The organism is Pseudomonas sp. DW-iso3, from assembly GCF_058725305.1.
In genome coordinates this window covers 110,668-135,257 of record NZ_JBZXDZ010000004.1, presented here as the reverse complement: position 1 = coordinate 135,257, position 24,590 = coordinate 110,668, and the positions used below count along the sequence as shown (strand labels likewise).

At 61.8% G+C, this 24,590-nt stretch carries 22 protein-coding genes; 15 read left to right on the top strand and 7 right to left on the bottom strand.

Annotation, left to right across the window (positions count from 1 at the left end):
• Positions 1-53 precede the first annotated feature (53 nt).
• From AC4PS7_RS12840 to AC4PS7_RS12825, 4 genes are all read left to right on the top strand, one after another.
• The gene (locus AC4PS7_RS12840; RefSeq protein WP_010211237.1) at positions 54-995 is read left to right on the top strand and encodes a LysR family transcriptional regulator; all 942 of its coding nucleotides are present in this window, start codon (positions 54-56) and stop codon (positions 993-995) included.
• Between the two features lie 146 nt (positions 996-1,141).
• On the top strand, positions 1,142-2,086 hold the full coding sequence (locus AC4PS7_RS12835) for an ornithine cyclodeaminase family protein (protein ID WP_492179457.1): 945 nt from the start codon (positions 1,142-1,144) through the stop codon (positions 2,084-2,086).
• Entirely contained in the window at positions 2,083-3,216 is a 1,134-nt protein-coding gene (locus AC4PS7_RS12830) for an NAD(P)/FAD-dependent oxidoreductase (protein ID WP_042571510.1), read from the top strand. Before AC4PS7_RS12835 ends, AC4PS7_RS12830 begins: the two co-directional genes overlap by 4 nt.
• Positions 3,216-3,842 (top strand): helix-turn-helix transcriptional regulator, encoded by a 627-nt coding sequence (locus AC4PS7_RS12825; RefSeq protein ID WP_010211240.1) that lies wholly within the window; start codon positions 3,216-3,218, stop codon positions 3,840-3,842. The genes AC4PS7_RS12830 and AC4PS7_RS12825 overlap by 1 nt, the downstream gene beginning before the upstream one ends.
• Before the next feature lie 47 nt (positions 3,843-3,889).
• On the opposite strand, the gene AC4PS7_RS12820 is transcribed toward AC4PS7_RS12825, so the two are convergent.
• Positions 3,890-4,666 carry an ABC transporter substrate-binding protein gene (locus AC4PS7_RS12820; protein WP_010211241.1) on the bottom strand — a complete coding sequence of 259 codons (777 nt, stop codon included), beginning with the start codon at positions 4,664-4,666 and terminating at the stop codon, positions 3,890-3,892.
• Between the two features lie 262 nt (positions 4,667-4,928).
• Here AC4PS7_RS12820 and AC4PS7_RS12815 point away from each other — a divergent pair, with 262 nt between their 5' ends.
• The 4 genes from AC4PS7_RS12815 to AC4PS7_RS12800 all read left to right on the top strand — a co-directional run bounded on the left by AC4PS7_RS12815 (position 4,929) and on the right by AC4PS7_RS12800 (position 10,815).
• On the top strand, positions 4,929-6,629 hold the full coding sequence (locus AC4PS7_RS12815) for an AMP-binding protein (RefSeq protein WP_154973639.1): 1,701 nt from the start codon (positions 4,929-4,931) through the stop codon (positions 6,627-6,629).
• Positions 6,630-6,780: 151 nt separating this feature from the next.
• Positions 6,781-7,236: a (2Fe-2S)-binding protein gene (locus AC4PS7_RS12810; RefSeq protein ID WP_010211243.1), complete on the top strand. Its 456-nt coding sequence runs from the start codon at positions 6,781-6,783 to the stop codon at positions 7,234-7,236.
• Positions 7,236-9,455: a xanthine dehydrogenase family protein molybdopterin-binding subunit gene (locus AC4PS7_RS12805; protein ID WP_492179456.1), complete on the top strand. Its 2,220-nt coding sequence runs from the start codon at positions 7,236-7,238 to the stop codon at positions 9,453-9,455. The genes AC4PS7_RS12810 and AC4PS7_RS12805 overlap by 1 nt, the downstream gene beginning before the upstream one ends.
• Positions 9,456-9,471: 16 nt before the next feature.
• The gene (locus AC4PS7_RS12800) at positions 9,472-10,815 is read left to right on the top strand and encodes a c-type cytochrome (protein ID WP_198831613.1); all 1,344 of its coding nucleotides are present in this window, start codon (positions 9,472-9,474) and stop codon (positions 10,813-10,815) included.
• A gap of 2 nt (positions 10,816-10,817) precedes the next feature.
• Here the strand turns inward: AC4PS7_RS12800 and gbdR are convergent, their stop codons facing one another.
• Complete coding sequence (gene gbdR / locus AC4PS7_RS12795) at positions 10,818-11,894, bottom strand: choline metabolism transcriptional regulator GbdR (protein ID WP_010211246.1); 1,077 nt, start codon at positions 11,892-11,894, stop codon at positions 10,818-10,820.
• A complete protein-coding gene (gene gabP, locus AC4PS7_RS12790) occupies positions 11,891-13,300 on the bottom strand; it encodes a GABA permease (RefSeq protein ID WP_010211247.1) in 1,410 nt (469 codons plus the stop codon). The genes gbdR and gabP overlap by 4 nt, the downstream gene beginning before the upstream one ends.
• A 259-nt stretch (positions 13,301-13,559) precedes the next feature.
• Here gabP and AC4PS7_RS12785 point away from each other — a divergent pair, with 259 nt between their 5' ends.
• The 5 genes from AC4PS7_RS12785 (at position 13,560) to AC4PS7_RS12765 (ending at position 17,476) form a co-directional block, all read left to right on the top strand.
• Positions 13,560-14,015, top strand: a complete 456-nt coding sequence (locus AC4PS7_RS12785; RefSeq protein ID WP_492179454.1) for a GNAT family N-acetyltransferase — start codon at positions 13,560-13,562, stop codon at positions 14,013-14,015.
• A 275-nt stretch (positions 14,016-14,290) separates the two neighbouring features.
• Positions 14,291-15,076: a flagellar basal-body rod protein FlgG gene (flgG, locus tag AC4PS7_RS12780; RefSeq protein ID WP_021493358.1), complete on the top strand. Its 786-nt coding sequence runs from the start codon at positions 14,291-14,293 to the stop codon at positions 15,074-15,076.
• Positions 15,077-15,140: 64 nt separating this feature from the next.
• On the top strand, positions 15,141-15,890 hold the full coding sequence (locus AC4PS7_RS12775) for a response regulator (RefSeq protein WP_010211250.1): 750 nt from the start codon (positions 15,141-15,143) through the stop codon (positions 15,888-15,890).
• A complete protein-coding gene (locus tag AC4PS7_RS12770) occupies positions 15,887-16,948 on the top strand; it encodes an ATP-binding protein (RefSeq protein ID WP_021493360.1) in 1,062 nt (353 codons plus the stop codon). Before AC4PS7_RS12775 ends, AC4PS7_RS12770 begins: the two co-directional genes overlap by 4 nt.
• Positions 16,949-17,167: 219 nt before the next feature.
• Positions 17,168-17,476 carry a hypothetical protein gene (locus tag AC4PS7_RS12765; protein ID WP_010211252.1) on the top strand — a complete coding sequence of 103 codons (309 nt, stop codon included), beginning with the start codon at positions 17,168-17,170 and terminating at the stop codon, positions 17,474-17,476.
• On the opposite strand, the gene AC4PS7_RS12760 is transcribed toward AC4PS7_RS12765, so the two are convergent.
• A complete protein-coding gene (locus tag AC4PS7_RS12760) occupies positions 17,465-18,238 on the bottom strand; it encodes a creatininase family protein (protein WP_010211253.1) in 774 nt (257 codons plus the stop codon). The genes AC4PS7_RS12765 and AC4PS7_RS12760 overlap by 12 nt on opposite strands.
• Positions 18,239-18,257: 19 nt before the next feature.
• On the bottom strand, positions 18,258-19,574 hold the full coding sequence (locus AC4PS7_RS12755) for an MFS transporter (RefSeq protein WP_137206138.1): 1,317 nt from the start codon (positions 19,572-19,574) through the stop codon (positions 18,258-18,260).
• Positions 19,575-19,710: 136 nt separating this feature from the next.
• On the opposite strand from AC4PS7_RS12755, the gene AC4PS7_RS12750 reads away from it, so the two are divergent.
• On the top strand, positions 19,711-20,628 hold the full coding sequence (locus tag AC4PS7_RS12750) for a LysR family transcriptional regulator (RefSeq protein WP_042571504.1): 918 nt from the start codon (positions 19,711-19,713) through the stop codon (positions 20,626-20,628).
• Between the two features lie 6 nt (positions 20,629-20,634).
• Here the strand turns inward: AC4PS7_RS12750 and AC4PS7_RS12745 are convergent, their stop codons facing one another.
• On the bottom strand, positions 20,635-21,534 hold the full coding sequence (locus AC4PS7_RS12745; RefSeq protein ID WP_042571503.1) for a glycine betaine ABC transporter substrate-binding protein: 900 nt from the start codon (positions 21,532-21,534) through the stop codon (positions 20,635-20,637).
• A 156-nt stretch (positions 21,535-21,690) separates the two neighbouring features.
• On the opposite strand from AC4PS7_RS12745, the gene AC4PS7_RS12740 reads away from it, so the two are divergent.
• On the top strand, positions 21,691-23,727 hold the full coding sequence (locus tag AC4PS7_RS12740) for an NADH:flavin oxidoreductase (protein ID WP_010211257.1): 2,037 nt from the start codon (positions 21,691-21,693) through the stop codon (positions 23,725-23,727).
• Here AC4PS7_RS12740 and AC4PS7_RS12735 read toward each other — a convergent pair.
• Positions 23,724-24,395, bottom strand: a complete 672-nt coding sequence (locus AC4PS7_RS12735; RefSeq protein ID WP_010211258.1) for a TetR/AcrR family transcriptional regulator — start codon at positions 24,393-24,395, stop codon at positions 23,724-23,726. The genes AC4PS7_RS12740 and AC4PS7_RS12735 overlap by 4 nt on opposite strands.
• Positions 24,396-24,590: the final 195 nt, after the last annotated feature.

The window sequence follows — 24,590 nt, the reverse complement described above, 5'->3', positions numbered from 1 at the left end:
CAAACCAGAGCAGAATCCAGAACTTATTGTCCACCAATGCGAACAATCCAATCATGGAAAAGGCCGAGATCGAAGGGCTGTGGACCCATATCCATTGGCTGTCGGTGCTGGAGGAACAAGGCACCTATACCGCTGCGGCGGCAAGACTGGGCGTGAGCAAGTCCGCCGTGAGCCAGCGTATTTCCGACTTGGAAAAGGCCACCGGCACGCGCCTGGTGACGCGCACTACACGCAGTGTAAGGCTGACCGATGCGGGGCTTTCGTTGACCCGCGAAGTGCGCAGCGCCTATGAACAAATCGCCCGCAGTTTCTCGTCGGTGCGCGACTCGGTGGGAGAGATTCGCGGTCTGCTACGGCTGACAGCGCCCGTGGCATTTGCCCGTCAGCAACTGGTGCCGCATCTGTCGGAGTTTTTGCAGCAATACCCGCAGGTACGCCTACAGCTCGACGTGTCGGATGCCCTGAGTTCACTGGCCGCCGAGGGCTACGACCTGGCCGTCCGCCACGGTTTCCAGGTGCCGGAAACCCATGTGGCGTGGAAGCTGTGCGACACCGGCTCGGTGCTGGTCGCCAGCCAGGACTACCTGCAACGTCACGGAGAACCCCGCGAACCTGGCGATCTGTCCGCGCATAACTGCCTGTTCTACCCTCGCGGCACCGATCAGCCCGCCTGGACCTTCGAGCGCGGCACTAAAAACGTCGAACGCCTCACCGTGCCCATCGCCGGCAGCTTCGCCACCAACAACAGCGAAGCCCTGCGCGACTCGGCGCTCAACCACCTGGGCATCGCCCTGCTGCCGGATTTCAGCGCCCACGCTGCCCTGTCCAGCGGCAAATTGGTGCAGGTGCTCAAGGGCTGGACGCTCAAGGGGGCGTTTGCCGATGAGATCTACCTGATCCGGCCGTACTCGCCACATGTGCCGAAAGCGGTGAGTGCGCTGGTCAGCTATTTGAAGGGGAAATTGTCCGGCGGGTTTCAATACAACGCCCACTGATTGCGCCAGCCCGCCGGGGCGCGGTGCCGGGCAGTCTGATGAATCGGAACCGGGGCAAGTGAGGCGCGCGCTTTTTTCTCGCGGGATATTGCTCGACAGAACTAAAAGTCCATAATGGACAAATAAGTTCACCCGCGGAGACACCCATGTCCAGCACACCCCACGTGATCCATCAGGCCCAGGCCCGCGAGCTGCTCGGCCAAATCGATGTGCCGTCTATCCTGCGCAAGTTGTTCCGTGACCTGGCGACCGGGCAAGCGGTGCAGCCGGCGCAGCAGCTCGTGGAGTTCCCGCAAGCGGCGGGCGACTTTATCAACTACCTGGGCGTGCTGGCCGAGGATGGGGTGTACGGGGTCAAGACTTCGCCCTATATCGTGCGTGAACAAGGCCCGCTGGTGACGGCTTGGACATTATTGATGTCGATGCAGACCGGCCAACCGTTGCTGCTATGCGATGCAGCCGAACTGACCACCGCCCGCACGGCCGCCACCACAGCCCTGGCAGTGGATGCATTAGCGCCTTTATCAGCGCGACGCTTGGCGATCATCGGCAGTGGCAAGGTGGCCCAGGCGCACCTGCATTATGTGAAAGGCTTCAGGGATTGGCAGCGCATCAGCGTGTTTTCACCCAGCCTGGCCAACGCATCCACCGATACCATCGCGCAACTCAAAGGCCTGGACCCACGCGTGGTCATCGCCAGCAGTTGCGAGACGGCGGTGGAAGACGCCGATGTGATCCTGCTGTGTACGTCGTCGGCCGGACCGGTGCTCGACCCGGCGCGGTTGACCAAGCCGGCACTGATCACGTCGATCAGCACCAACGCCCCACGCGCCCATGAAGTGCCGCCGCAACGCCTCAACACAATGCAGGTATTTTGCGACTATCGCCGGACCACCCCTGGCTCGGCCGGTGAAATGTTAATCGCAGCCGAACAATACGGTTGGGATCCGCGCGCAGTGGCCGGTGACCTGCCCGAATTGCTCATCGAACAGGTAAAGCGCCCGACCTACGACAGCCCTGTGTTTTTCCGCTCCATCGGCCTGGGCCTGGAAGACATCGCACTGGCCAACGCCCTCTGGAGACAGCTATGAGCCACGCAGACTTCATCATCATCGGCGGCGGCATTGCCGGCGCGTCCACGGGGTTCTGGTTGTCGCAGCACGGCAAAGTGCTGGTGCTGGAGCGCGAAAGCCACCCGGCCTATCACTCCACCGGGCGTTCGGCGGCGCTGTACACCGCCGCCTATGGCACCCCGCAGGTGCGGGCGCTGACCCTGGCCAGCCGTGAATTTTTCGATAACCCGCCACCTGGTTTTTGCGAACATCCGTTACTCACCCCAAGGGGCGAAATGACGGTGGATTTCATTGGCGATGCGGTTGAGTTGAACGACCAGTACCTGAGCGCCAAGGCCACCGTGCCGCAGGTCGAACTGCTCAGCGCCGACGAAGCCTGTGCGAGACTGCCGATCCTGCGCCGCGAAAAAGTCCACGGCGCGTTGTATGACCCCACCGCCAGCGACATCGACACCGACGCTCTGCACCAGGGCTACCTGCGTGGCATCCGCCGCAACGGCGGCGAGGTACGCACCGACAGTCATGTGCTCGGTTTGAGCCGCGAAGCCGACGGCATCTGGCAGGTACAGACCCAGGACGCGACCTGCACCGCGCCAGTCATCATCAACGCCGCCGGCGCCTGGGCCGACCACATCGGCGGGCTCGCCGGGGCCGCGTCCATCGGCTTGCAGCCCAAGCGGCGCTCGGCGCTGATCTTCGCCGGCCCCGAAGGGGTCGACAGCCACCACTGGCCAATGCTGGTGGCGCTGGACGAATCCTTCTACATGAAACCCGACGCCGGCATGTTCCTCGGCTCACCGGCCAATGCCGACCCGGTCGAACCCCAGGACATCCAGCCCGAAGAACTGGACATCGCCATGGGCATCTACCAGATCGAAGAAGCCACCACCCTGACCATCCGCCGTCCGACGCGAACCTGGGCCGGCCTGCGCAGCTTTGTGCACGACGGTGATCTGCTCTCAGGTTTTGACCCAAAGGTAGCGGGCCTGTTTTGGGTGGCGGCGCAAGGGGGTTATGGCATTCAGACCTCGCCGGCCATGGGCCAGGCCAGTGCGGCACTGGTGCGCGGCGCCCCGCTGCCGGAGGCACTGACGCGGTTCGGCCTCGACGCTGGTATGCTCTCCCCTGCCCGCCTGGAGCCCCATTGATGAACACCGCTGAACAAGACAAGGTCATGCAGAACTTCCGTGCGATGGCCGACGCCATCGCTACCCTGTTTTTCCCCCACGCCGAAGCGGTGTTGCATGACCTGCGCTCGCAAAAAGTCGATTACATCGCCAACAACTTGTCCAAGCGCAGCATAGGCGATGATTCGGCGCTGGAGGACATGCTCAGCGACGATGTCAGCGATGTAAACATCGGCCCGTACGAAAAGCTCAACTGGGACGGTCAGAAAATCCGCAGCCTGAGTACCGTGCTGCATGACCACAAAGGCCGTCGACTGGCGGTACTGTGCATCAACCTGAATATTTCATTGTTTGAAAACGCCAAGGCGGCGCTGGACCTGTTTCTGTCACCGAGCAAACTGATCCCGCAACCAGACTCGCTGTTTCGCGATGACTGGCAGGAGCGCATCAATACCTTCCTGCATGCGTGGATGCGTGAGCGCCAGTTGAGCCTGAACCTGCTGACCCGTGACCACAAGCGCGAGCTGGTTCTGGCCCTGCATGCCGAAGGGGCGTTCAAGGGCAAGAGCGCGTCGAACTATGTGGCCAATGTGCTGGGCATGGGGCGGGCGACGGTCTACAAACACCTGAAAGAGTTGAAGGGCTGATGGATTTACCCCTGTAGGAGCGAGCTTGCTCGCTCCTACAAAGGTCATCAATCGCCGTAGATGTCGGATTTGAAGTACTGCTGCGAAATCTTCTGGTACTCGCCACTGGCGCGAATGCCATCGATGGCCGCATTCAACTGGCCGACCAACTCCGTATTGCCCTTGCGCACCGCGATCCCTGCACCCTCGCCCACGTATTTCGGGTCCTTGAGTTCCGGGCCGACAAACGCATAGCCCTTGCCGCGTGGCATCTGCAGGAAGTCGTTCAGGGGAATGGTGTCGGCAAAGATCGCATCGAGGCGACCGGCTGCCAGGTCCATGTAGATCTCTTCATTATTGCTGTAGCGCTTGACGTTGATGCCCTTGGGCTCGAACACCTCGGTGGCATAACGGTCGGTGGTGGTGGCGCGCTGCACGCCGATCGTCTTGCCCTTGAGGCTGGCATATTGGTCATCCACCACGGCGCCCTCCTTCATCACCAGGCGTGATGACGTGAAGTAGTACTTGTGGGTGAAGTCCACCGACTTCTTGCGGTCTTCGTTGATGGTCATGGACGACAAGGCCATGTCGATTTTCTTCACCTTGAGGGAAGGAATCAGACCGTCGAACTCACCTTCTACCCACACGCACTTGACCTTCATCTGCGCGCACAGCGCATTGCCGATATCGTAGTCAAAGCCAACGATCTTGCCTTCCTCGGTCTTGGACGCGAATGGCGGGTAAGCCGCCTCGATGCCGATGCGCAGGGTTTTCTCGGCGGCCATCGCGTGGCTGGACGCAAGCAGGCCCAGGGCCAGGACGGTGATAAGGGAGCGCTTCTTCATGGTGGTGTTCTCGCAAGTTGTTGTTGGTTTGGCAGACCTGAAGAAAGAAACGAAGCCGTTAACTTTGTACTTATAATTCCATATTGGACTTTTACGTCTTTATCGTCAATCACGCCGCTTTGCGGTTCGACACCCATGACTTTTTTGCACAACGTACCGGTGTTTTTGAGCGTTCTGCTCTGATTTATGCGTGCCTATACTCGGTCCAGCCTCTCGGTTCAGCCGGGGGGAAGTCCCACAACAATAATTAAGGACAGCCACCATGACCCAGCCCTTCCTGGCCGCTCGGGATTTTCTGCTCGCTCACCGCACCGATTACGCCACTGCCGTACGGGATTTCCGTTGGCCGCAACTGGGCGAATTCAACTGGGCCCTGGACTATTTCGATGCGATGGCCGAAGGCAATCCGGCCGATGCGCTGTGGATCGTCGAGGAGGACGGCAGCGAGCAGCGTTACAGTTTCCAGCAACTGGCTGCGCGCTCCAATCAGGTGGCCAACCACCTACGCGCCCTCGGTGTAAACCGGGGTGATCGTGTGCTGCTGATGCTCGGTAACGATGTCGCACTGTGGGACACCATGCTGGCTGCATTCAAGCTCGGCGCCGTGGTCATTCCCGCCACGGCGTTGCTGAACCCCGATGACCTGCGCGACCGTATCGAACGCGGCCAGGTTCGCCACGTGGTGGTCGGCGAAGCGCATGTGCACAAGTTCGCCGGCCTGGCTCAGGGTTGCAGCCGTATCTGCGTGGGTTCGGCGCCTGCCGGCTGGGTCGCGCACAACGCGGCTTTTGAATACCCCGAACAGTTTGAGGCGCAAGGCCGCACCCTGGCCACCGACCCAATGCTGCTGTACTTCACTTCCGGCACCACCTCCAAGCCGAAAATGGTGCTGCACAGCCACCAGAGCTATCCGGTCGGGCACTTGTCGACCATGTACTGGATCGGCCTGCAACCGGGCGACCTGCACCTGAATATCTCATCGCCAGGCTGGGCCAAGCATGCCTGGAGTTGCCTGTTCGCACCGTGGAATGCCGGTGCGTGCATCTTTATCCATAACGTCGCGCGATTCAGCGCGCCGGCCTTGCTCAGTGCCTTGGAACGCTACGGCGTAACCAGCCTGTGCGCGCCGCCGACGGTGTGGCGCATGCTGATCCAGGAAGACCTGGCCAGCTACAAACCGCGCCTGAGCCTGCGCGAGCTGGTGGGCGCGGGTGAGCCGCTGAACCCGGAAATCATCGAGCAGATCCAACAGGCCTGGGGCTTGCCGTTACGTGATGGTTTCGGCCAATCGGAAACCACTGCCCTGGTAGGCAACACGCCCGGCCAGTTGCTCAAGCCCGGTTCCATGGGGCGCCCGTTGCCGGGCTACCAGGTGGCCCTGCTCGACCCGGATGGCATTCCCGGCAACGAAGGCGAAGTCGCCCTGCCCCTGGACGTGCGCCCGCTCGGCCTGATGCTCTGCTACGAGGACAGCCCGGAGAAAACCGCCGAGGTCATGCGTGACGGCTACTACCGCACCGGCGACACCGCGCAGATCGACGCCGACGGCTACATCACCTTCGTCGGTCGCGCCGACGATGTGTTCAAGGCCTCCGACTACCGCATCAGCCCATTCGAACTGGAAAGCGCCTTGATCGAACACCCGGCCGTCATGGAAGTCGCCGTGGTGCCGAGCCCCGACCCGTTGCGCCTGGCGGTGCCCAAGGCATTCCTGATCCTGGCCCATGACGAACCCGGCAGCGCGGCGTTGGCCCAACATATTCTGGCCTTCGCCCGTGAGCATTTGGCGCCGTACAAGCGGGTGCGACGCATCGAGTTCGTCACCGAGCTGCCCAAGACCATATCCGGGAAGATTCGGCGGGTGGAACTGCGGCAAATGGAGGTGCTGCGGCGCCAGGGTGATACGCGGGGTGAGCATGAGCACTTCGAGGAAGACTTCGTGCGCCCAACCGCTGAATCGTAGTCGCACAATCCTGTTGAATACTTGCCTGATCCTCCGACTTATCGACTAATGGATAGATAGCCCTTGCGCGCTGGTCTAGAGTTCGACAATAAGCGGCCACTGCGTTCATGACTAAAACAGGCCGCACCTACCGTCGATCAGCAGGTGAGCCATGGAATTACGAATCAACCAAAAGGCCTATCAGGTCGATGCCGACGCGGACACGCCATTGCTGTGGGTGATCCGCGATGACCTGGGCCTGACTGGCACCAAGTATGGCTGTGGCCTGGCCCAGTGCGGCGCGTGTTCGGTACTGGTGGATGGCAACGTGGTGCGCTCCTGCGTCACCCCGGTGGCCGGGGTGGTCGGACGAGAAATCACCACCATCGAAGCGATTGAAACCGATGAAGTGGGCAAGCGTGTGGTCGCGACCTGGGTCGAGCATCAGGTGGCGCAATGCGGCTACTGCCAGTCCGGGCAAGTGATGGCGGCCACTGCGCTGCTCAAGCACACGCCGGCGCCCAGCAAGGCGCAGATCGACGCGGCGATGATCAACCTGTGCCGTTGCGGCACGTATAACGCCATCCATGCGGCTGTCGACGACCTGGCCAAGCAGGGGGGCGTCTGATGAACCTCATCAACGAACTGCTCGACGCACCGGTAAACCTTTCGCGCCGCCGCTTTCTGGCGAGTACGGCCGTGGGTGCGCTGGTGATTGGTTTTGGCCTGCCACTGGGCGCGGGTCGGGTGCAAGCCGCCACCGCGGCTGAACGCGGCACCCAGGTGCCGGCGTTCCTGGAGATTCGTCCGGACGGCACGGTGCGCCTGCTCAGCCCCTTCATGGAAGGCGGGCAAGGCACGCACACCGCCATGGCGCAGATTGTCGGTGAAGAACTGGATGCCGACCCCGCGACGTTCATCGTCGAAGCCGCCCCGCCCGGCGAAGCCTATGTGGTGATGGAAAACGGCCTGCGCATCACCGGCGGCAGCATGTCGGTGCGCATGAGCTACCCGACCATGCGCCGCCTCGGCGCCCTGGCCCGCGCGATGCTGCTGCAGGCGGGCGCCAAACAATGGGGCGTACCGGTTGGCGAACTGACTACCCAGCCTGGCCGCGTGGTGCACGCGGCTTCCGGTCGTTCGCTGGGTTATGGCGAACTGGCCAGTAGCGCCCTCGACATGCCAGTGCCCGATCCCGCCAGCATCACCCTGCGCGACCCGAGCCAATTCCGCTGGATCGGCAAACCGGTCAAGCGCCTGGACGCCTACGACAAATCCACTGGCAAGGCGCTCTACAGCATCGACCTGAAAGTCGACAATATGCTTCACGCAGCCGTCCAGCATGCGCCACGTCTGGGCATGACCGTGGGCAGCCTGCGCAACCAGTCGCAGGTCGAAGGCATGAAAGGCGTGCATTCGGTGCACGTGCTGCCTGGCGCAGTGGCCGTGGTGGCTGAACGCTGGTGGCACGCCAAGCGTGCGGTAGAAGCGATCCAGGTCGACTGGCAGGAGGCGGCTGCCGACTCGACACTGCGCGTCATGCCGGCGGATTTTTCCAGCGACAAGCACCGCGAGTTCCTAGCGGCCCAACAGGGCCCAACCCGCGACGACGAGAACGAAGGTGACGTGGCCGGTGCGTTGAAAGGCGCCAAGACCCAGGTCGAGGCGACCTACCACAACCAATACCTCAACCACGCCCAGCTGGAGCCGCCGTCGGCCCTGGCGCGCTTCAACCCCGATGGCACGCTGGAAATCTGGCTGCCCAACCAGGCGCCGGACATGTTCCGCGCCGACATTGCCAAACGCACCGGCCTAGACCCTGCGCAAATCACCCTGCACTCGCCGCTACTCGGTGGTTTTTTCGGCCGGCACTTCCTGTATGACTCGGCTAACCCTTATCCGCAGGCCATTGCACTGGCCAAGGCGGTGGGCCGTCCGATCAAGCTGATCTGGAGCCGTGAGGAAGAGTTCATGCGCGATGTACTGCGCCCACTGGCGGTGGTCAAGTTCCGTGCCGCGCTGGATGACAAAGGCCTACCGGTGGCCATCGAAGCGGTCAGTGCAACCGAAGGCCCGACCGAGGCACTCGCCGGCAAACAGGGCGATAAGATCGACCCCACGGCCGTTGAAGGGTTGTCGGGCAAGTCCTACGCGATCCCCAACAAACGCATCGCGCAGATCTACGTCAAAGGCGCACCGATGCTCGGTTACTGGCGCTCGGTGGGCAATTCGCTCAACGACTTTTTCTATGAGTCGTTCCTCGACGAACTGGCGGACAAGGGTGGGCATGATCCCTATGAGCTGCGCCTGCACCTGCTGCGCGACAACCCACGGCTGACCACGTTGCTGCAAGCGGCGGGTGAACTCTCCGGTGGCTGGAAGCGCGGCCCCTTTACCGCCGAGGACGGCACCCGGCGCGCACGCGGCGTGGCAATGGCTTCGCCGTTCGGTTCCCACACTGCGGCGATCGCGGAAGTGTCGATCGAGAATGGCAAGGTCAAGGTGCACGATATCTGGCAGGCCATCGACCCCGGCAGCATCGTCAACCCGGCGATTGTCGAGGCACAGGTCAACGGCGCCGTGGCGTTGGGCTTGTCCCAGACCTTATTGGAAGAAGCGGTCTACGTGGACGGCAAGCCCCGGGCGCGCAACTACGACCTTTACCCGATCCTGGCGCCTGCGCAGATGGCGCGGGTGCATGTGCGGGTGGTCGAGAGTGGCGAAAAAATGGGCGGTATCGGCGAGCCTCCATTGCCAGCCGTGGCACCGGCCGTGGCCAATGCGGTGGCACAGTTGACAGGCCAGCGCGTGCGCAGCCTGCCCTTGAGCCGACACACTTTCAGCTGACCTTCAGGAAACGCCCATGAACAACCGTCGATTCGCAAGAACCGCAGGCTGGCTGGCGCTGCCCTGCCTGGTCGCCGCAGGCCTGCTGGCCTGGTACGTCACCCGTGAACCGGCTACGCCGTTCGAACAGGAACAGGCGGGCGCCACCTTCGAACCCGCCCTGGTCAGCCGTGGCGAGTATGTTGCCCGTCTCAGCGACTGCGTGGCCTGCCACAGTCTGGCGGGCAAGGCACCGTTCGCCGGGGGCCTGGAAATGGCCACGCCGTTGGGGGCGATCCACGCCACCAACATCACGCCGGACAAATCCACGGGTATCGGCACCTACAGCCTGGCCGACTTCGACCGTGCGGTGCGCCATGGCGTAGCACCGGGCGGCCGCCGGCTGTATCCGGCCATGCCCTACCCGTCCTACGTGAAACTCAGCGATGACGACATAAAAGCGCTGTACGCGTTTTTCATGCAGGGCATAAAACCGGCCAACCAGCCGAATATCCCCAGTGATATTCCCTGGCCGCTGAATATGCGCTGGCCCATCGCGCTGTGGAATGGCGTGTTCGCCCCCACTGCGACTTACGCCGCCAAGCCCGACCAGGACGCCCTGTGGAACCGCGGCGCCTACATCGTCCAGGGCCCTGGCCACTGCGGCAGTTGCCACACGCCACGCGGCCTGGCCTTCAACGAAAAAGCCCTGGACGAAGCCGGCGCGCCGTTCCTCGCCGGCGCCCTGCTCGATGGCTGGTACGCACCCAGCCTGCGCCAGGACCCCAACACCGGGCTGGGCCGTTGGAGCGAACCGCAGATCGTGCAGTTCCTCAAGACCGGGCGCAACGCCCATGCAGTGGTCTACGGCTCGATGACCGAAGCCTTCAACAACTCCACGCAGTTCATGCAGGACGACGACCTGGCGGCCATCGCCCGCTATCTCAAGTCATTGCCCGGCGACCCGCAGCGCGACGGCGCCCCCTGGCAGTATCAGGCGGTAGCAGCGGTGCAAGACGCCCCCGGCGCCCACACTTACGCAACCCGCTGCGCCTCCTGCCATGGCCTCGACGGCAAGGGCCAGCCCGAGTGGATGCCCCCCCTCGCCGGGGCCACCTCGGCGCTGGCGAAGGAAAGCGCCTCGGCGATCAACATCACCCTCAACGGCTCGCAACGCGTGGTGGCGTCTGGCGTGCCGGATGCCTACCGCATGCCGGCGTTCCGTGAGCAACTGTCCGACCCGGAAATCGCCGAGGTGTTGAGCTACGTGCGTAGCACCTGGGGCAACAACGGGGGCGCGGTTGACGCCAACGCGGTGGGCAAGCTGCGCGGGCACACCGACCCGGCGAGCAGCAGCCCGATCATCCTGCACATGCGCTGAGTTCAGGACTTCAGGTTTTTCACACTGGCAAACGTTGCCTCGCCCCGCGCCTGCTCCATTACATTCATGGGCACGGGGGTAGGCAACGCGTGCATCACCGGCTTGATCACGATGGCTCGCTCGCTGTCGGTGATCGAGCGTTCGTCGCTGGGCGGCACGCCGAAGTACTCGCGGTAGCACTTGGAGAAATGCGGCGTGGACACAAAGCCGCAAAGCACCGCCAACTCCACGATGGAAATGGGCGTCTGCTTGAGCAACTGCCGCGCACGGATCAGCCGCAGCCGCAGGTAATAGCGCGAAGGCGAACAGTGCAGGTATTTCTGGAACATGCGCTCAAGCTGGCGACGGGACAACGCGACATACGCGGCCAGCTCATCCAGGTTGATCGGCTCCTCCAGGTTGGCCTCCATCAACGCCACGATTTCCTGCAACTTGGGCTGCTGGGTGCCGAGCATGTGCTTGAGGGGCACGCGCTGATGGTCCTGCTCGTTACGAATCCGTTCGTACACAAACATGTCGGAGATGGCCGCTGACAGCTCGTGCCCGTGATCACGACCAATCAGGTGCAGCATCATGTCCAAGGGCGCCGTGCCGCCCGAGCTGGTGAGACGGTCACGGTCAAGGCTGAACAGACTGGAGCTGACGGTGACCCGTGGAAAGGCCTCCTGCATGGCCGCCAACCATTCCCAATGCACACTGCATTCATAGCCATCCAGCAAGCCGGCCCGTGCCAACACAAAGCTACCGGTGCAGATACCGCCCAGTCGCTTGGCGTAACGCGCCTGGCCGCGCAACCACTTGACCAGTTCGCCGGTCACAGTGCCCTGGATGCCAATGCCACCACAGACAATCACAATGTCGGCCGGCGGCACGCTGAATATCGAACCCTCTGGGGTGATGGGCACACCGTCACTGGCCCACACGGGGTTACCGTCCGAACTCGCGGTGTGCCACTTGTAGAGCTCCTGGCCCGACAGCTGGTTGGCCATGCGCAAGGGTTCGACCGCCGAAGCCAGTGACATCAGGGTGAACTGGTCCAGCAGCAGGAACACGATGCTGCTTACAGGGCGGCCACTCATAGCTGTGAGGCTGCGCCCACTGTTTTTTGCGTGCGTTCCGGCTGTCGTGCAGTCAGCAAACCGACCAGGGAAATCACCAGGGCCAGGCCGATGGTCGATGACACTTCAAATCGGTGTTCAGGCGTTACCAGCATCACCGTCAATGCGGCACAGATGAACGCGATGACCAGCCAGGTCAGCCAGGGAAACAGCCACATCTGGAAGGTCAACGTGACGTTGCGCTGGCGCAGGATCTTGCGCATGCGCAACTGGGACACGGCGATCACCAGGTACACCAGCAAGGCGATGGCACCCGAACTGGCCAGCAGGAACTGGAACAACCCGGCCGGCGCGAAGTAACTGAACAGGGTTACGCCCGCGCCCAGGATGGTGCTGGCAATCACCGCAGCCCGCGGCACACTGGCCGCCGAGGTTTTCTTCATCAGTGCGGGAGCATCCCCACGCTTGCCCAGGGAAAACAGCATGCGCGAGGCAATGTAGATGGAAGAATTCATGCAACTGGCCACGGCGATCAACACCACCACGTCAACCAGCAACTTGGCGTGGGGAATGTTCATCAGTTCCAGTGCACGCTGGTAAGACCCGACCGACGCCAGCAACGGGTCATTCCATGGCACTACGGAAATCACCACGAAGATCGACAGCAGGTAGAAGACACCGATGCGCCACATCACCGAGCGCGTGGCCCGGGCGATGTTCTGCGCGGGGTTGCTGGACTCGGCCGCCGCGATGGTGACCGCCTCCGTGCCGATAAAACTGAACATGATGGTGATGAAGGCCCCGACCACCGCCGACAGCCCGTTGGGCGCGAACCCACCGTGTTCCTCCATCAACCGACTCAACCCGCTGACCTCCCGCTCGGGAATCCAGCCCATCAGCACCGCAAAGCCTAGGCCGATGAAAGCGATGATCGCAATGACCTTGGCCATGGCGAACCAGAACTCGAACTCGCCGTATTTGGACACGCTGAACAAATTGGTGACCACCAACAAAAAGATCGACAACAAGGCAAACAGCCAAGCGTCGATCTGCGGGAACCACTGGTTGAGGATATGCCCGGCGGCCAGGGCCTCGATAGGGATCACCAGCACCCAGAACCACCAGTACAACCAACCGATGGTGAACCCGGCCCAGCGACCGATGGCCTGGTCGGCATAGGTCGAGAAAGACCCGGTGTCAGGATTGGCCACCGCCATCTCCCCCAGCATGCGCATCACCAGCACCACCAGTGTGCCGGAGAACAGATAAGCCAGGAGTACCGCCGGCCCCGCCGCCGCAATCGCATGCCCGGAACCGACAAACAACCCCGCGCCGATAATGCCTGCGATGGAAAGCATGGTCACATGACGCGGCTTGAAGCCTTGCGCCAACTGGCCGTTGGAATCGTTGGAATTCAGGCTATTCATTGTTTTTGTTGTTCTCGGTGATCGACGTTAGGGCGTACTGACTGAAGAGTCAGGCGATCATCATTTCTTAATGATGGGTCACCTTACGCGGCCTGACTTCATCGAAAATAGCCTGGGAGCGGCATAGATTGGTCTGATATCGACATAAGGCTGCGCAAAAGCCAGAAGGCAACGTTGGAAAGGAAGGGTGTTTCCAGGTCAGCAACCCATGGAGTAGGCTCTGTCAAAGCAGCACTCCAACACTGGCAGGACGCTTCCAATGCCTAACGACAGCAACCACGCGAAAGATCCCATTCGCCAAGCCACACCCGACGACGTGCGTGCCCTGATCGAACTGGACACCTACGCAACCGCTCACACCCATCGTCGCGTGTTCATCCACGATGCTGTGATTCGCCAACAATGCCTGGTTGCCGTCGACACCGCTGGCCGATGCGCCGGTTACCTGGTGCTGACCCATGACTTTTTCGATCACGGCTTTGTGGCGCTGGTCGTCGTGTCGCCGGCGCACCAGCGTCGAGGTGTGGCGCTGCGATTGCTGGCCGCGGCACAGGCGGCATGCAAGACGCCCAAGCTGTTTGCGTCGACCAATGCGTCAAACACCGCAGCCCAGGCGCTGTTTGCAAAGGCTGGATTCGTGCCGAGCGGGCAGATCGACAACCTGGACGACCACGACCCTGAGCAGGTGTATGTGAAGTTCATCCAGCCCCTGTGATTGCGTTTCCCATCGGCCCCACGCCCCCTCCATCGAACCTCCCGTAAAACTCCACCCCTTGTGCACACTGGCGCCTCCCAAAACAGCGACAACGTTGCCACCGCAGACGGCGCGCTCTACTGCGAGTTTGATCGAGCCTGGCTTAAATGCGCATGGCCGGAAAAAAACTGCCCTCTCCATCATTCCTCCACAAAACCTCCCATGAATGCGCACGTTGGTTGCGCACAATCAGGTTCATCACAGTGCCCCCTTGAACGGGTCACACGGAGAACCCCATGATTCCAGCCCTGTACGTCGCAAAAACCGGCTTGTCGGCCCAGGACACCCAGCTGACGACCATTTCCAACAACCTGGCGAACGTCTCGACCACCGGTTTCAAACGCGACCGTGCCGAGTTCCAGGACTTGCTGTATCAGATCAAGCGCCAGCCGGGCGCGCAGTCGACGCAGGACAGTGCATTGCCATCAGGACTGCAACTGGGCACCGGCGTACAGATCGTCGGCACCCAGAAGAACTTCAGCGCCGGCAGCCTGCAGACCACCGGACAACCGCTGGACCTGGCCGTTAATGGCCGAGGGTTCTTCCAAGTGCTGCAGCCGGACGGTACCACCGGCTACACTCGTGACGGCACCTTCCACCTGAATGCCAATGGCCAGGTGGTCACCGCCAGCGGGTTCGCCCTGGAGCCCGCCGTTGTGGTGCCGGACAACGCCAAGACCTTCACCGTCGGCCAGGACGGCACGGTGTCCATCACTCTGGCCGGCAACTCCGCGACGCAAGTGATCGGCAACCTGCAGACCGCCGACTTCATCAACCCGGCTGGTTTGCAGGCAATCGGCAACAACCTGTTCCTGGAAACCGCGTCCAGTGGCGCGCCCCAAGTCGGTACGCCGGGGCTCAACGGCTTTGGCACCACGTTGCAGCGCGCCCTGGAGACTTCGAACGTGAGCACGGTTGAAGAGATGGTCAATATGATCACCACGCAGCGGGCCTACGAGATGAATTCCAAAGTGATTTCCACCGCCAACCAGATGTTGGGCGCCCTTACCCAGAAGCTATGATCAACACCTGACAGCGTGGGCCATGGAGCGGCAATCACGACAAGGCCTCTTCACCGAGCAGACTATGAACGATTACCCCGTTGCATCGACACCCCGTCCCAACAGCATCCGAGAGAACCAGGCCTTGGTGCTGATCGCCGAAGACGAGCCCGAGATCGCGGATATCCTCATCGCCTATCTCAAGCGCAGCGGCTTCCGTACCGCCCACGCCCTTGATGGCCGGCGCGCGCTGGAACTGCACCTGAGCCTCAAGCCAGACCTGATGCTGCTGGATGTGCTGATGCCCCATGTCGATGGCTGGCAAGTCCTGGCCGAAGTGCGCCATCGCGGCAACACGCCGGTGATCATGCTGACCGCACAGGACCAGGACATGGACAAGTTGATGGGTTTGCGTATCGGCGCCGATGACTACATCGTCAAGCCGTTCAACCCGGCCGAGGTGGTGGCCCGTACCCAGGCGGTGCTGCGGCGCTCCGTCAACTACACATCCGGTGTCAGCGCCAGCGTGTTGCGGGTGGATGGGTTTGAGATCGATATCGAGAGCCATCAGGTCACGGTGAACATCTCGGGCAACGCCCTGCCGCTGCTGCTGACCGTCACCGAGTTCAAACTGCTGGCCCAGTTGGCCCGAGCGCCGAAACGCGTGTTCAGCCGCGCGGAATTGTTGGCGCTGTGCTCGCCGGAAAGCGACAGCCTGGAACGTACAGTCGACAGCCATATCAGCAAGTTGCGCCGCAAGATCGAAGACCTTGGGCTGCAAGGCGTGCCGGCGAGCATTCGCGGGGTGGGTTATCGGTTCGGGAGTGGCGCGTGAAACTATTCAATGGTTTGAGCCGCCAGATCATCTTGTCCATGTCGGTCGTGGTGCTGTGCGTGGTCGCCCTGGCAGTGATCGGCTCCTATGTGTTCTACGCCCTGCTTTGGACCTACTGGCCACTTCCGGACGAGCAGGTCGACGAGTGGATGCCGGCCAATGCCGAATGGGCGTGGATGGGCTTGACCACCTGCGTCAGCCTGGCCGTCGGCGCATTTGTCGCCACCAAGTTGTCGCGGCGCATCCTGATGCCATTGAACTCAGTGGCCGAGAACCTGCGCAAGCTGGCGGACGGCGATCTCGATGTGCAAGCCGTGGCCGGCGACGAGTCCATCGGTGAGGCGGCTATTTTGGTGAATGACTTCAACAGCATGGCCCAACGCTTGAAACGTATGGCACAGGAACAAGCATTCTGGAATGCAGCCATTGCCCATGAACTGCGCACGCCACTGACCATCCTGCGCGGTCGCCTGCAAGGCTTGGCCGAGGGGGTGTTCGAGCCGGACACGGCGCAGTTCTACAGCCTGCTTGGGCAGGTCGAAGGGCTGGCACGGATGATCGAGGATTTGCGCGTGGTCGGTCTGGGGGACAGCGGCTACCTGGAAGTCAACGTGCAAGACGCCGACCTCGCCGCAGGGGTTGAGGACGATGTGCGGCTGTTCGAACCCAGCCTGGCCGCTGCTGGTTTTACCCTGCAACTGGACCTGCAACGCCGCACCCTGCGCTGCGACCCTGCACGGATTCGCCAGGCCTTGCTGGCCCTGCTGGACAACGTGCGTCGGCACGCGACACCTGGCAACGTCAATGTGCACCTGAGCACGCGCGACGGCGTTCACTACCTGAGGGTACGCGACGACGGCCCTGGCATTGATGAGGATTTTGCGACGCACCTGTTCGAAGCCTTCCAGCGCGGCGAAAACTCTCGCTCACGCGCCCAGGGCGGCAGTGGCCTGGGCCTGGCGGTGGTGCGCGCGATTGCCATTGCCCATGGTGGCGCGGTGACGTGTCGAAAAATGGAAAACGGCGGAACGCTGTTCGAACTCAGTTGGAACCTTTGAGTAAACCCGGCCCGTCATGCACATCTTTTCCAGGCTGTTCAGACCCATTCAACGCTATCGATGCTTTGTCCTGTTGGACGCCGAATGTATGTGCATTGCGTTCAAAAGCTGCATCGCAGCACCTCAAAGCGGGCATTGGATAGAAGTTGACCGCATCAACTTGTCGTGGCTGGGGAAGTCCCTCCCCAGTCGTGCCCGGATAACTTAACGAGTGTGAACATGAGCCCTTCCCTGTCACTCCTTGAAGAGTCACTGCGTCTGCACACGGCCCGCCTGAAAAGGCTGCAACGGTTCTGGGTGCCGCTGCAACAGCACGCGCCAAAGTGGGTGCTGGCGCTGTGGATCATCGGCGTTTCCGTGTCGCTGGCGACCCAGTGCTGGTGCCACTGGTTCGTAACCGCGCCGCTGATCTGCGTGTTGATCGTCGCGGAAATCGTGATCGACGAGACGCAAATGACACTGCAGTTGCGCACCGATGCCGTTCGCGACGCGTTGAGAGCGGCCCGTGACAGGTTTTCATACGCCTGAGCCTCTCGCGTAAGGCGTTGGCATCGGCTCACTACTGAACGCTTCGACTTCCTGTATCAAACCTCGCGCAGCCATCATCACCAGATCACGTCCCTTGTCCGGGCTGGCCTGCGCCGGGTCTGAACCCATGCGCCCGTCCACATGGCGCGCACGGAAATCAAAGGCTTCACGGATCGGGCCCCAGGGCGCGATTTGAGGCGAGTAGTCAGCGGTTTTGATCGCCTCCGGGTAGGCCCATTGGGTCACCGCTATCTCCGACGGTGTGGCATGAATGCCGTGCCCGGTGGGGAACTGTTCCTTGGCCAGTTCACCGACACCTTCAAGGTCCCACCAATTGCATAACTTCAGCGCGAATCCCGCAGGGCGCCGGGCGAAACTTGCCTCGGCGTACAACTCGGAGAATGCGGCTTCAATGGAGGCGACATTGCCGCCATGACCATTGAGGAGCAGGATCTTTTCAAAGCCGTGGGCGACCAGCGAGTGCACCCAGTCGCCGATGGCGGCAATAAACGTCGAGGGTCGCAGCGAGATCGTGCCGGGAAAGCCGATGTGGTGCTGGGCCATGCCTATGTTGAACGTTGGCGCGATCAGGATATCGGCGCTTTTTTGCGCCTGGCACGCAATGATCTCCGGGCACATCCAATCGGTGCCCAACAAACCGGTGGGGCCGTGCTGCTCGTTGGAGCCGATCGGAATCACGATGGTGCGGCTGCGCTCAAGGAACTGGCCGATCTCGGCCCAGGTCGACAGGTATAAAAGCATGATGTTTTCCTCGTTGGTTTCAATGACTGCGGATGTAATCGCCCGTCTGCCCGGTGCGTGTTCGCGGTTTGGTCGCGATGATCACGAAGGCCGCGCACAGGAACACACAGCCCACGGCGATGAGCCCCGTGTCGAGGCTGCCGGTAGCGGTTTTGGCCCAGCCGATCATGGCCGGGCCCCAGAAACCACCGGACAGTCCGATGGTGTTGATCAAGGCAATGCCGCCCGCGGCCGCTTCGCCCTTGATGTGCTCGGAGGGCATCGCCCATAACACGGTGTAGGCCATGAACATCATGCTGATCGACAGGGTCAGCAGTGCCATCGACACCAGCAGGTTGCCGCCTGCCAGGGGATAGAGGATCAGCAGGACGGCGCCGGTGGCAGCAGGGATGGCGCAGTGCAGGCGTCGCTCGCCGAGGCGGTCCGAACGCCGTCCGATCCAATACATACCGAGTGCCGCGCCGACATAAGGCAACGCGGCGTACCAACCCAACTGCTGGGTGTCGTTGACGCCCAGGGCTTTGATGACGGCCGGCAGCCAGAAGCTCATGGCGTAGATCGAAAAGATGATGCAGAAGTACGCCGATGCCAGGACATATAGCTTGGGGTCGCGCAACACGGCACGAAATGAATGGCTGCGCGCGCTCGCAGTGCCCAGTTCGGTTTCCAGCAACTGCTTTTCGGCGGCATTCAGCCACGGCGCGTCTGCGGGCCGATCACACAGCACGACGTACATGAGCACGCCGAGAAACACACAGGGCAGGCCTTCGATCAGGAACATCCATTGCCACCCGGCCAGGCCGCCGACGCCGGCAAACGTGGTGATCAGCCACGCTGAAATCGGGCCACCCAGGATGCCGCCCATGGGCCCGGCGATAAACACGATGGCAATCGCCCGCGCCATGCGGCTCGGGCCGTACCAACGGGACAGGTAATAGATCATGCCCGGTGCAAAACCGGCTTCGAACACGCCCAGCAAAAAGCGCATGGCATAAAACGTCGGCACGTCGCGCACAAACAGCATGCAGGCGGAGGTGATGCCCCACAGCACCAGAATGCGGCTGAAGGTTTTGCGCGCGCCGATGCGCGGCAGCATCAGGGTGCTGGGCAATTCGAACAGCACGTAGCCGATGAAGAAAATCCCGGCACCGGCGCCGTACGCCGCATCGGACAAGCCCAGGTCGCTTTGCATCTGCAGCTTGGCGAAGCCGACATTGATGCGGTCCAGATAAGCGAAGACGTAGCCGATGAACAACAGCGGCAACAGCCGCCAATTGAGTTTGTGGTAGAGGGCAGCAATGGCCTCGTTGGTTGCGGGTGCCGGAGCGGTTGGCATACGTGTCTCCCATTATTCTTGTGGGTGCTGCGGGCTTGCCAATCCATGGTGCGCCGCGCCATTATCGCCAGCAAGAGCAACTAAGTTCGCGCAGTGTTGCTTTATAGGCAACGCAACCTTTACGACGGTGACCCTCATGCGAGAGATCAATCAACAACGCCTGCGCTACTTTCATGAAGTACTGATGCACGGTTCTATCCGGGGCGCGGCGGACAGCATCAACACCTCGCCGTCGGTGATCACCCGCCAGATCAAACTGCTGGAAGAAGAACTCGGCGCGAAGCTATTCGAGCGCCAGGCCCGTGGCGTACAACCGACCGAGGCGGCCGCGCACTTGCTTGAATTCTGGCGCGGTTATCGTTCACACCAGGAGAAACTCGAAGACCAGTTGCAGGCGATCAAGGGCTTGCAGCAAGGCCATGTGCGCGTGGTGATCAGTGAAGGGTATGTCGATGTGCTGGTGGACAACGTGCTCGCGCCTTTCTGCAAGCAGTACCCCAAACTGGAAGTCACGCTGGATATCCTGCCGGTGGTGGATGTGCTCAACGAAGTCGCTGAAAACCGTGCGCACATTGGCCTGGCGTACAACCCGCCGACGCACCCGCACATTGAGTTTCGCGCTGCCTCATTGCAGCCGGTGATGTTGCTGGTGCGCCCTGACCACCCATTGGCTGTGCGCGGCAGCATGGCCAGTGTGCAGGACGTGCTCGAATGCCCGCTGGTCCTCACCCCCACCACCTTCGGCATCGGGCACGCCATCACCCTGCTTGAGTATGCCGAGAAGATCCAGGTGCGCCCGATCCTGGTCAGCAATTCACTGGCGGCGCTCAAGCGTCTGGTTGCCAGTGGCGACTTTGCCTCGCTGGCCGGGGAGTTCGCGGCCTCTCGGGAGATCGAAAATGGCGAGCTGGCATCGGTGCTGATCGATCATCCCCTACTGCTGGGGGTGGAAGCCAAATTGCTGGTGAAGGCCGCACGCCCGTTGGCGGCCCCTGCCCAGGAGCTGTTGGACTGGATGCTGGCGCGTTTGCCGATGTTCAAGTCGCAGGCATAAGCAGGCTTACCGGGTGCGGGAAACCAGTTCTGGATTGAACATCCCCTCAAAACGCGCCTTGTTCGCCGCGTAATACGCCGCCACCGCCTTGTCTGCCGTGCTCTCCCGCGCCTGCATCATCAACGCTTCGAGGTCGGCCTGGGGGAGGGAGAAATGCGCAAAGAAGTACGCCACCTCGGGGTGTTCCTGGCTGAAGCCTTTGCGGGCCATGGCGTGAATCTGTTCGGCGCCGCCGAAGATCTGCTTGGGATCCTCCAGGTAGCGCAGCGACCATTTGGAGAACATCCAGTGCGGGCTCCAGGCGTTGACCAATGACCACTTGTCACGCTTGAGATTGCGGTCCATCTCGTTGAGCATGCCGCTTTCCGAAGACCCCACCAACTTGTAGCCCGTCAACTTGTAGTCCTCGATCGCCTTGACGGTGAGTGTGTACTGGCCGTTGCCGACTTCGGAGGTCAAGATCTTGCCGTCGAACTTCTCGCGGATCCCAGGCTTGTTCAGGTCCTCCACGCTGGCGACTTCTGCAACCGGCACCGAGGTGGGCACGGCCATGCCGATTCGCCCTTCATACAGCACGCCAAGGTCTTCGAGGCGGTCCTTGTACTTGTCGTAGAACGCCTTGTGGGTACTGGGTAGCCAGACCATCGGAATCAGGTCGATGTTGCCGTTGGCCAGCGCCTGGAACTGGATGCCGATGTCGGCCATCACCAACTTGACCGGTTGCTTGAGATGCTCTTGCAAGGCCGTACTGGCGAGCTTGACGGTGATTTCCGTGTCGGACCAGTTCACCCAACCGATGCGGACCGGTGGTTTTTCCTCTGCTTGGGTCACCGCCGCACTGGCTCCCAGCGCAAGGCCGAGCAGGTAGGCACAGGCTTTTTTCCGATAGTGCACATGAGCATTCATCAGGCGTCCTCCTAAGGGGTGAGGCCGATCTTAGCGATGAGTTCAGGGCCCCGCAATAAAAATGTACATGCATGTCGACCATTATTGACACCTATGTACATTTATCCTAATTTCAGATCGCCGAGCCTGATGATGCCCACTACGGAGCACAAAATAATGTCCAGCGATCCCCTGCTGCAGCCTTACAAAATCAAGCACCTGACCCTGCGCAATCGGATCATGACCACGGCCCACGAACCGGCCTACCCGGTGGACGGCATGCCGCAGGCGTTATACCGCGCCTACCACGTCGAACGTGCCAAGGCGGGCGTGGCCTTGACCATGACCGCAGGTTCCGCCGCCGTATCACGGGACAGTCCGCCGGTGTTCAACAACGTGCTGGCGTACAAAGATGAGGTGGTCGGCTGGTTGAAGGACCTGACCGATGAGTGCCACGAACACGGCGCGGCGGTGATGATTCAGCTAACGCACCTGGGCCGTCGTACACGCTGGGACAAGGCCGACTGGCTGCCGGTGGTCTCGCCCTCGCACCGCCGCGAGGCGTCACACCGCTCCTTCCCGAAGAAGCTGGAAGACTGGGACATCGAGCGGATCATCAAGGACTACGTCGACGCCGCCGAGCGTATGAAAGCGGCCGGATTGGATGGCCTGGAACTGCAAGCCTACGGTCATTTGATGGACCAGTTCTGGTCGCCACTGACCAACGAGCTAGAGGGCCCTTACGGTGGTTCCCTGGAAAACCGCATGCGCTTTACCTTCGACGTCCTGCGCGGCATTCGCCAGCGCGTCGGTGAAGACTTTCTACTGGGCGTGCGCTACACCGGTGACGAAGCGCTGCCGGGCGGGTTCACCGCCAACGAAGGCCTGCAGGTGTCGCACATGCTCAAGGACAGCGGGCTGGTGGACTTCCTCAACGTGGTACGCGGGCACATCGATACGGACGCGGGCCTGACCGACGTGATTCCGATCCAGGGCATGCGCAACTCGCCGCACCTGGAGTTTGCCGGCGAGATCCGCGCGTCCACCGGATTCCCCACCTTCCACGCGGCGAAAATCCCGGACGTCGCCACCGCACGCTACGCCATCGCATCGGGCAAGGTGGACATGGTCGGCATGACCCGCGCCCATATGACCGACCCACATATCGTGCGCAAGATCATCGAGCGGCGCGAAGAGGATATCCGGCCCTGTGTCGGCGCCAACTACTGCCTGGACCGCATCTACCAGGGTGGCGCTGCCTACTGTATCCACAACGCGGCGACCGGCCGGGAAACCAGCATGCCCCACGACATTCCCAAGGCGGCCGTAAAGCGCAAAGTGCTGGTTATCGGCACGGGCCCGGCCGGGCTGGAAGCCGCAAGGGTTGCCGGCGAGCGCGGTCATGAGGTGACAGTACTGGAAGCGGCAGACCGGCCCGGCGGGCAAATCCGCCTGACTGCCCTGAGCGAGCGGCGTCGCGAAATGATCGGCATCATCGACTGGCGCATGGCCCAGTGCGAACGCCTTGGAGTGACATTCCACTTCAATACCTGGGCCGAGGCCGAGACGGTGCTGGCCCATGAGCCGGACGTGGTAATCGTCGCCACCGGCGGCATGCCCCATACCGAGGTGCTCGCCGAGGGCAATGAACTGGTGGTGTCGACCTGGGACATCATTTCCGGCGACGTCAAACCGGGGCGTCATGTGTTGATCTTCGACGATGCCGGCGACCATGCCGCGCTGCAAGCCGCCGAGGTGATTGCGCAAAGCGGCGCGAGCGTCGAAATCGTCACCCCGGACCGCGCGTTCGCCCCGGAAGTCATGGCCATGAACCTGGTGCCCTACATGCGCAGCCTGCAGGACCTGGACGTGATCTTTACCGTGACCTATCGGGTCGAGTCGGTGGAGAAACGCGACGGTCGGCTGGTCGCCCGTTTTGGCAGTGACTACGGCACGGTGCACAAACAGCGGGTGGTCGACCAGGTGGTGATCAACCATGGCACGGTTCCGCTGGACGACCTGTACTTCGACCTGCGCGCGCACTCCAGCAACGGCGGCGCGGTCGAGCAGCACGATTTGATTGCCGGCAACGTGCAGAATATCGTGACCCACGCCGAGGGCCGCTTCCAGTTGTTCCGGATCGGCGATGCGGTGGCCGCACGCAATACCCATGCGGCGATCTACGATGCGTTGCGCTTGGTCAAGGACCTCTAAAAAAGCTCAAATACGCCCGGTGCGGTTTCGGCGTAGCCAAATGCCCCATAGAAGCGGTCCAGTTCACGCCGCTTCAACGCCTTGCCGGTGAACACGCTGACATACTGGGGAATACGCCGGAACCGCACCACCACATCCTCGGTGGTGTTCATCGAGATATAGCCGATCTGCGTCAGGTAGATGGTCCGGGCACGCACATCGGCCGCCTCTTCATCGTAGCCAAAACGCCGGAACATACCGGTCAGCGCGTTGATACGGGTGTCATCGGCCAACGCGATTTCTGCCGAGACGTCCGCCGATTGCATCGCCCAACTGCGTACGGCAAATTCGAATTGCGAGTCGAACAATTCCGGGTTCAACCAGCACTCGAAGACGTTGAGGATGGCTTCGGAAATACTCTCGGCATAACGTTCGCACTGGTGCACCAGGTTGCCGGTGTTCTTGTCGCGCCAGCGGGTCAGCAAGGCGGCGAGCAATTGCTCGCGGTCCTCATAGAACCAATAGAAACTGGTACGCGACAAGCCCAATTGCTTGGCCAGTGGCATGACGCGTACGGCGTCGATGCCGGACTCTTTCAAGGCGGCGTAAGCAGCGTCCAGCCACACGTCGACCGAGCCTCGCCAGCCGGTGTCCTGGGCCTTGCCTCGCGGTTTTGCGGTGTGCGACATCCGGGGGTTACCTTTGCCAGGGAATTGCACGCCACTCTACACCGCAAGACGTGCAGCGCACAGGGAATGTACATCGACGTACATTTCCTGTACGCCCTGCCCGACCCATCGCTTGGGCAGTTTGAAGGCTCAACGCCCCCAACCTTGCACTAACTTGAACGATTCTGCGCTTTTACCTCTCCATTAAGCAGGACC

Excerpts from the sequence above, each read along its gene's own strand:
- AC4PS7_RS12840 (WP_010211237.1), top strand. The coding sequence starts at position 54 with ATGGAAAAGGCCGAGATCGAAGGGCTGTGGACCCATATCCATTGGCTG.
- AC4PS7_RS12835 (WP_492179457.1), top strand. The coding sequence starts at position 1,142 with ATGTCCAGCACACCCCACGTGATCCATCAGGCCCAGGCCCGCGAGCTG.
- AC4PS7_RS12830 (WP_042571510.1), top strand. The coding sequence starts at position 2,083 with ATGAGCCACGCAGACTTCATCATCATCGGCGGCGGCATTGCCGGCGCG.
- AC4PS7_RS12825 (WP_010211240.1), top strand. The coding sequence starts at position 3,216 with ATGAACACCGCTGAACAAGACAAGGTCATGCAGAACTTCCGTGCGATG.
- AC4PS7_RS12820 (WP_010211241.1), bottom strand. The coding sequence starts at position 4,666 with ATGAAGAAGCGCTCCCTTATCACCGTCCTGGCCCTGGGCCTGCTTGCG.
- AC4PS7_RS12815 (WP_154973639.1), top strand. The coding sequence starts at position 4,929 with ATGACCCAGCCCTTCCTGGCCGCTCGGGATTTTCTGCTCGCTCACCGC.
- AC4PS7_RS12810 (WP_010211243.1), top strand. The coding sequence starts at position 6,781 with ATGGAATTACGAATCAACCAAAAGGCCTATCAGGTCGATGCCGACGCG.
- AC4PS7_RS12805 (WP_492179456.1), top strand. The coding sequence starts at position 7,236 with ATGAACCTCATCAACGAACTGCTCGACGCACCGGTAAACCTTTCGCGC.
- AC4PS7_RS12800 (WP_198831613.1), top strand. The coding sequence starts at position 9,472 with ATGAACAACCGTCGATTCGCAAGAACCGCAGGCTGGCTGGCGCTGCCC.
- gbdR (WP_010211246.1), bottom strand. The coding sequence starts at position 11,894 with ATGAGTGGCCGCCCTGTAAGCAGCATCGTGTTCCTGCTGCTGGACCAG.
- gabP (WP_010211247.1), bottom strand. The coding sequence starts at position 13,300 with ATGAATAGCCTGAATTCCAACGATTCCAACGGCCAGTTGGCGCAAGGC.
- AC4PS7_RS12785 (WP_492179454.1), top strand. The coding sequence starts at position 13,560 with ATGCCTAACGACAGCAACCACGCGAAAGATCCCATTCGCCAAGCCACA.
- flgG (WP_021493358.1), top strand. The coding sequence starts at position 14,291 with ATGATTCCAGCCCTGTACGTCGCAAAAACCGGCTTGTCGGCCCAGGAC.
- AC4PS7_RS12775 (WP_010211250.1), top strand. The coding sequence starts at position 15,141 with ATGAACGATTACCCCGTTGCATCGACACCCCGTCCCAACAGCATCCGA.
- AC4PS7_RS12765 (WP_010211252.1), top strand. The coding sequence starts at position 17,168 with ATGAGCCCTTCCCTGTCACTCCTTGAAGAGTCACTGCGTCTGCACACG.
- AC4PS7_RS12760 (WP_010211253.1), bottom strand. The coding sequence starts at position 18,238 with ATGCTTTTATACCTGTCGACCTGGGCCGAGATCGGCCAGTTCCTTGAG.
- AC4PS7_RS12755 (WP_137206138.1), bottom strand. The coding sequence starts at position 19,574 with ATGCCAACCGCTCCGGCACCCGCAACCAACGAGGCCATTGCTGCCCTC.
- AC4PS7_RS12750 (WP_042571504.1), top strand. The coding sequence starts at position 19,711 with ATGCGAGAGATCAATCAACAACGCCTGCGCTACTTTCATGAAGTACTG.
- AC4PS7_RS12745 (WP_042571503.1), bottom strand. The coding sequence starts at position 21,534 with ATGAATGCTCATGTGCACTATCGGAAAAAAGCCTGTGCCTACCTGCTC.
- AC4PS7_RS12740 (WP_010211257.1), top strand. The coding sequence starts at position 21,691 with ATGTCCAGCGATCCCCTGCTGCAGCCTTACAAAATCAAGCACCTGACC.
- AC4PS7_RS12735 (WP_010211258.1), bottom strand. The coding sequence starts at position 24,395 with ATGTCGCACACCGCAAAACCGCGAGGCAAGGCCCAGGACACCGGCTGG.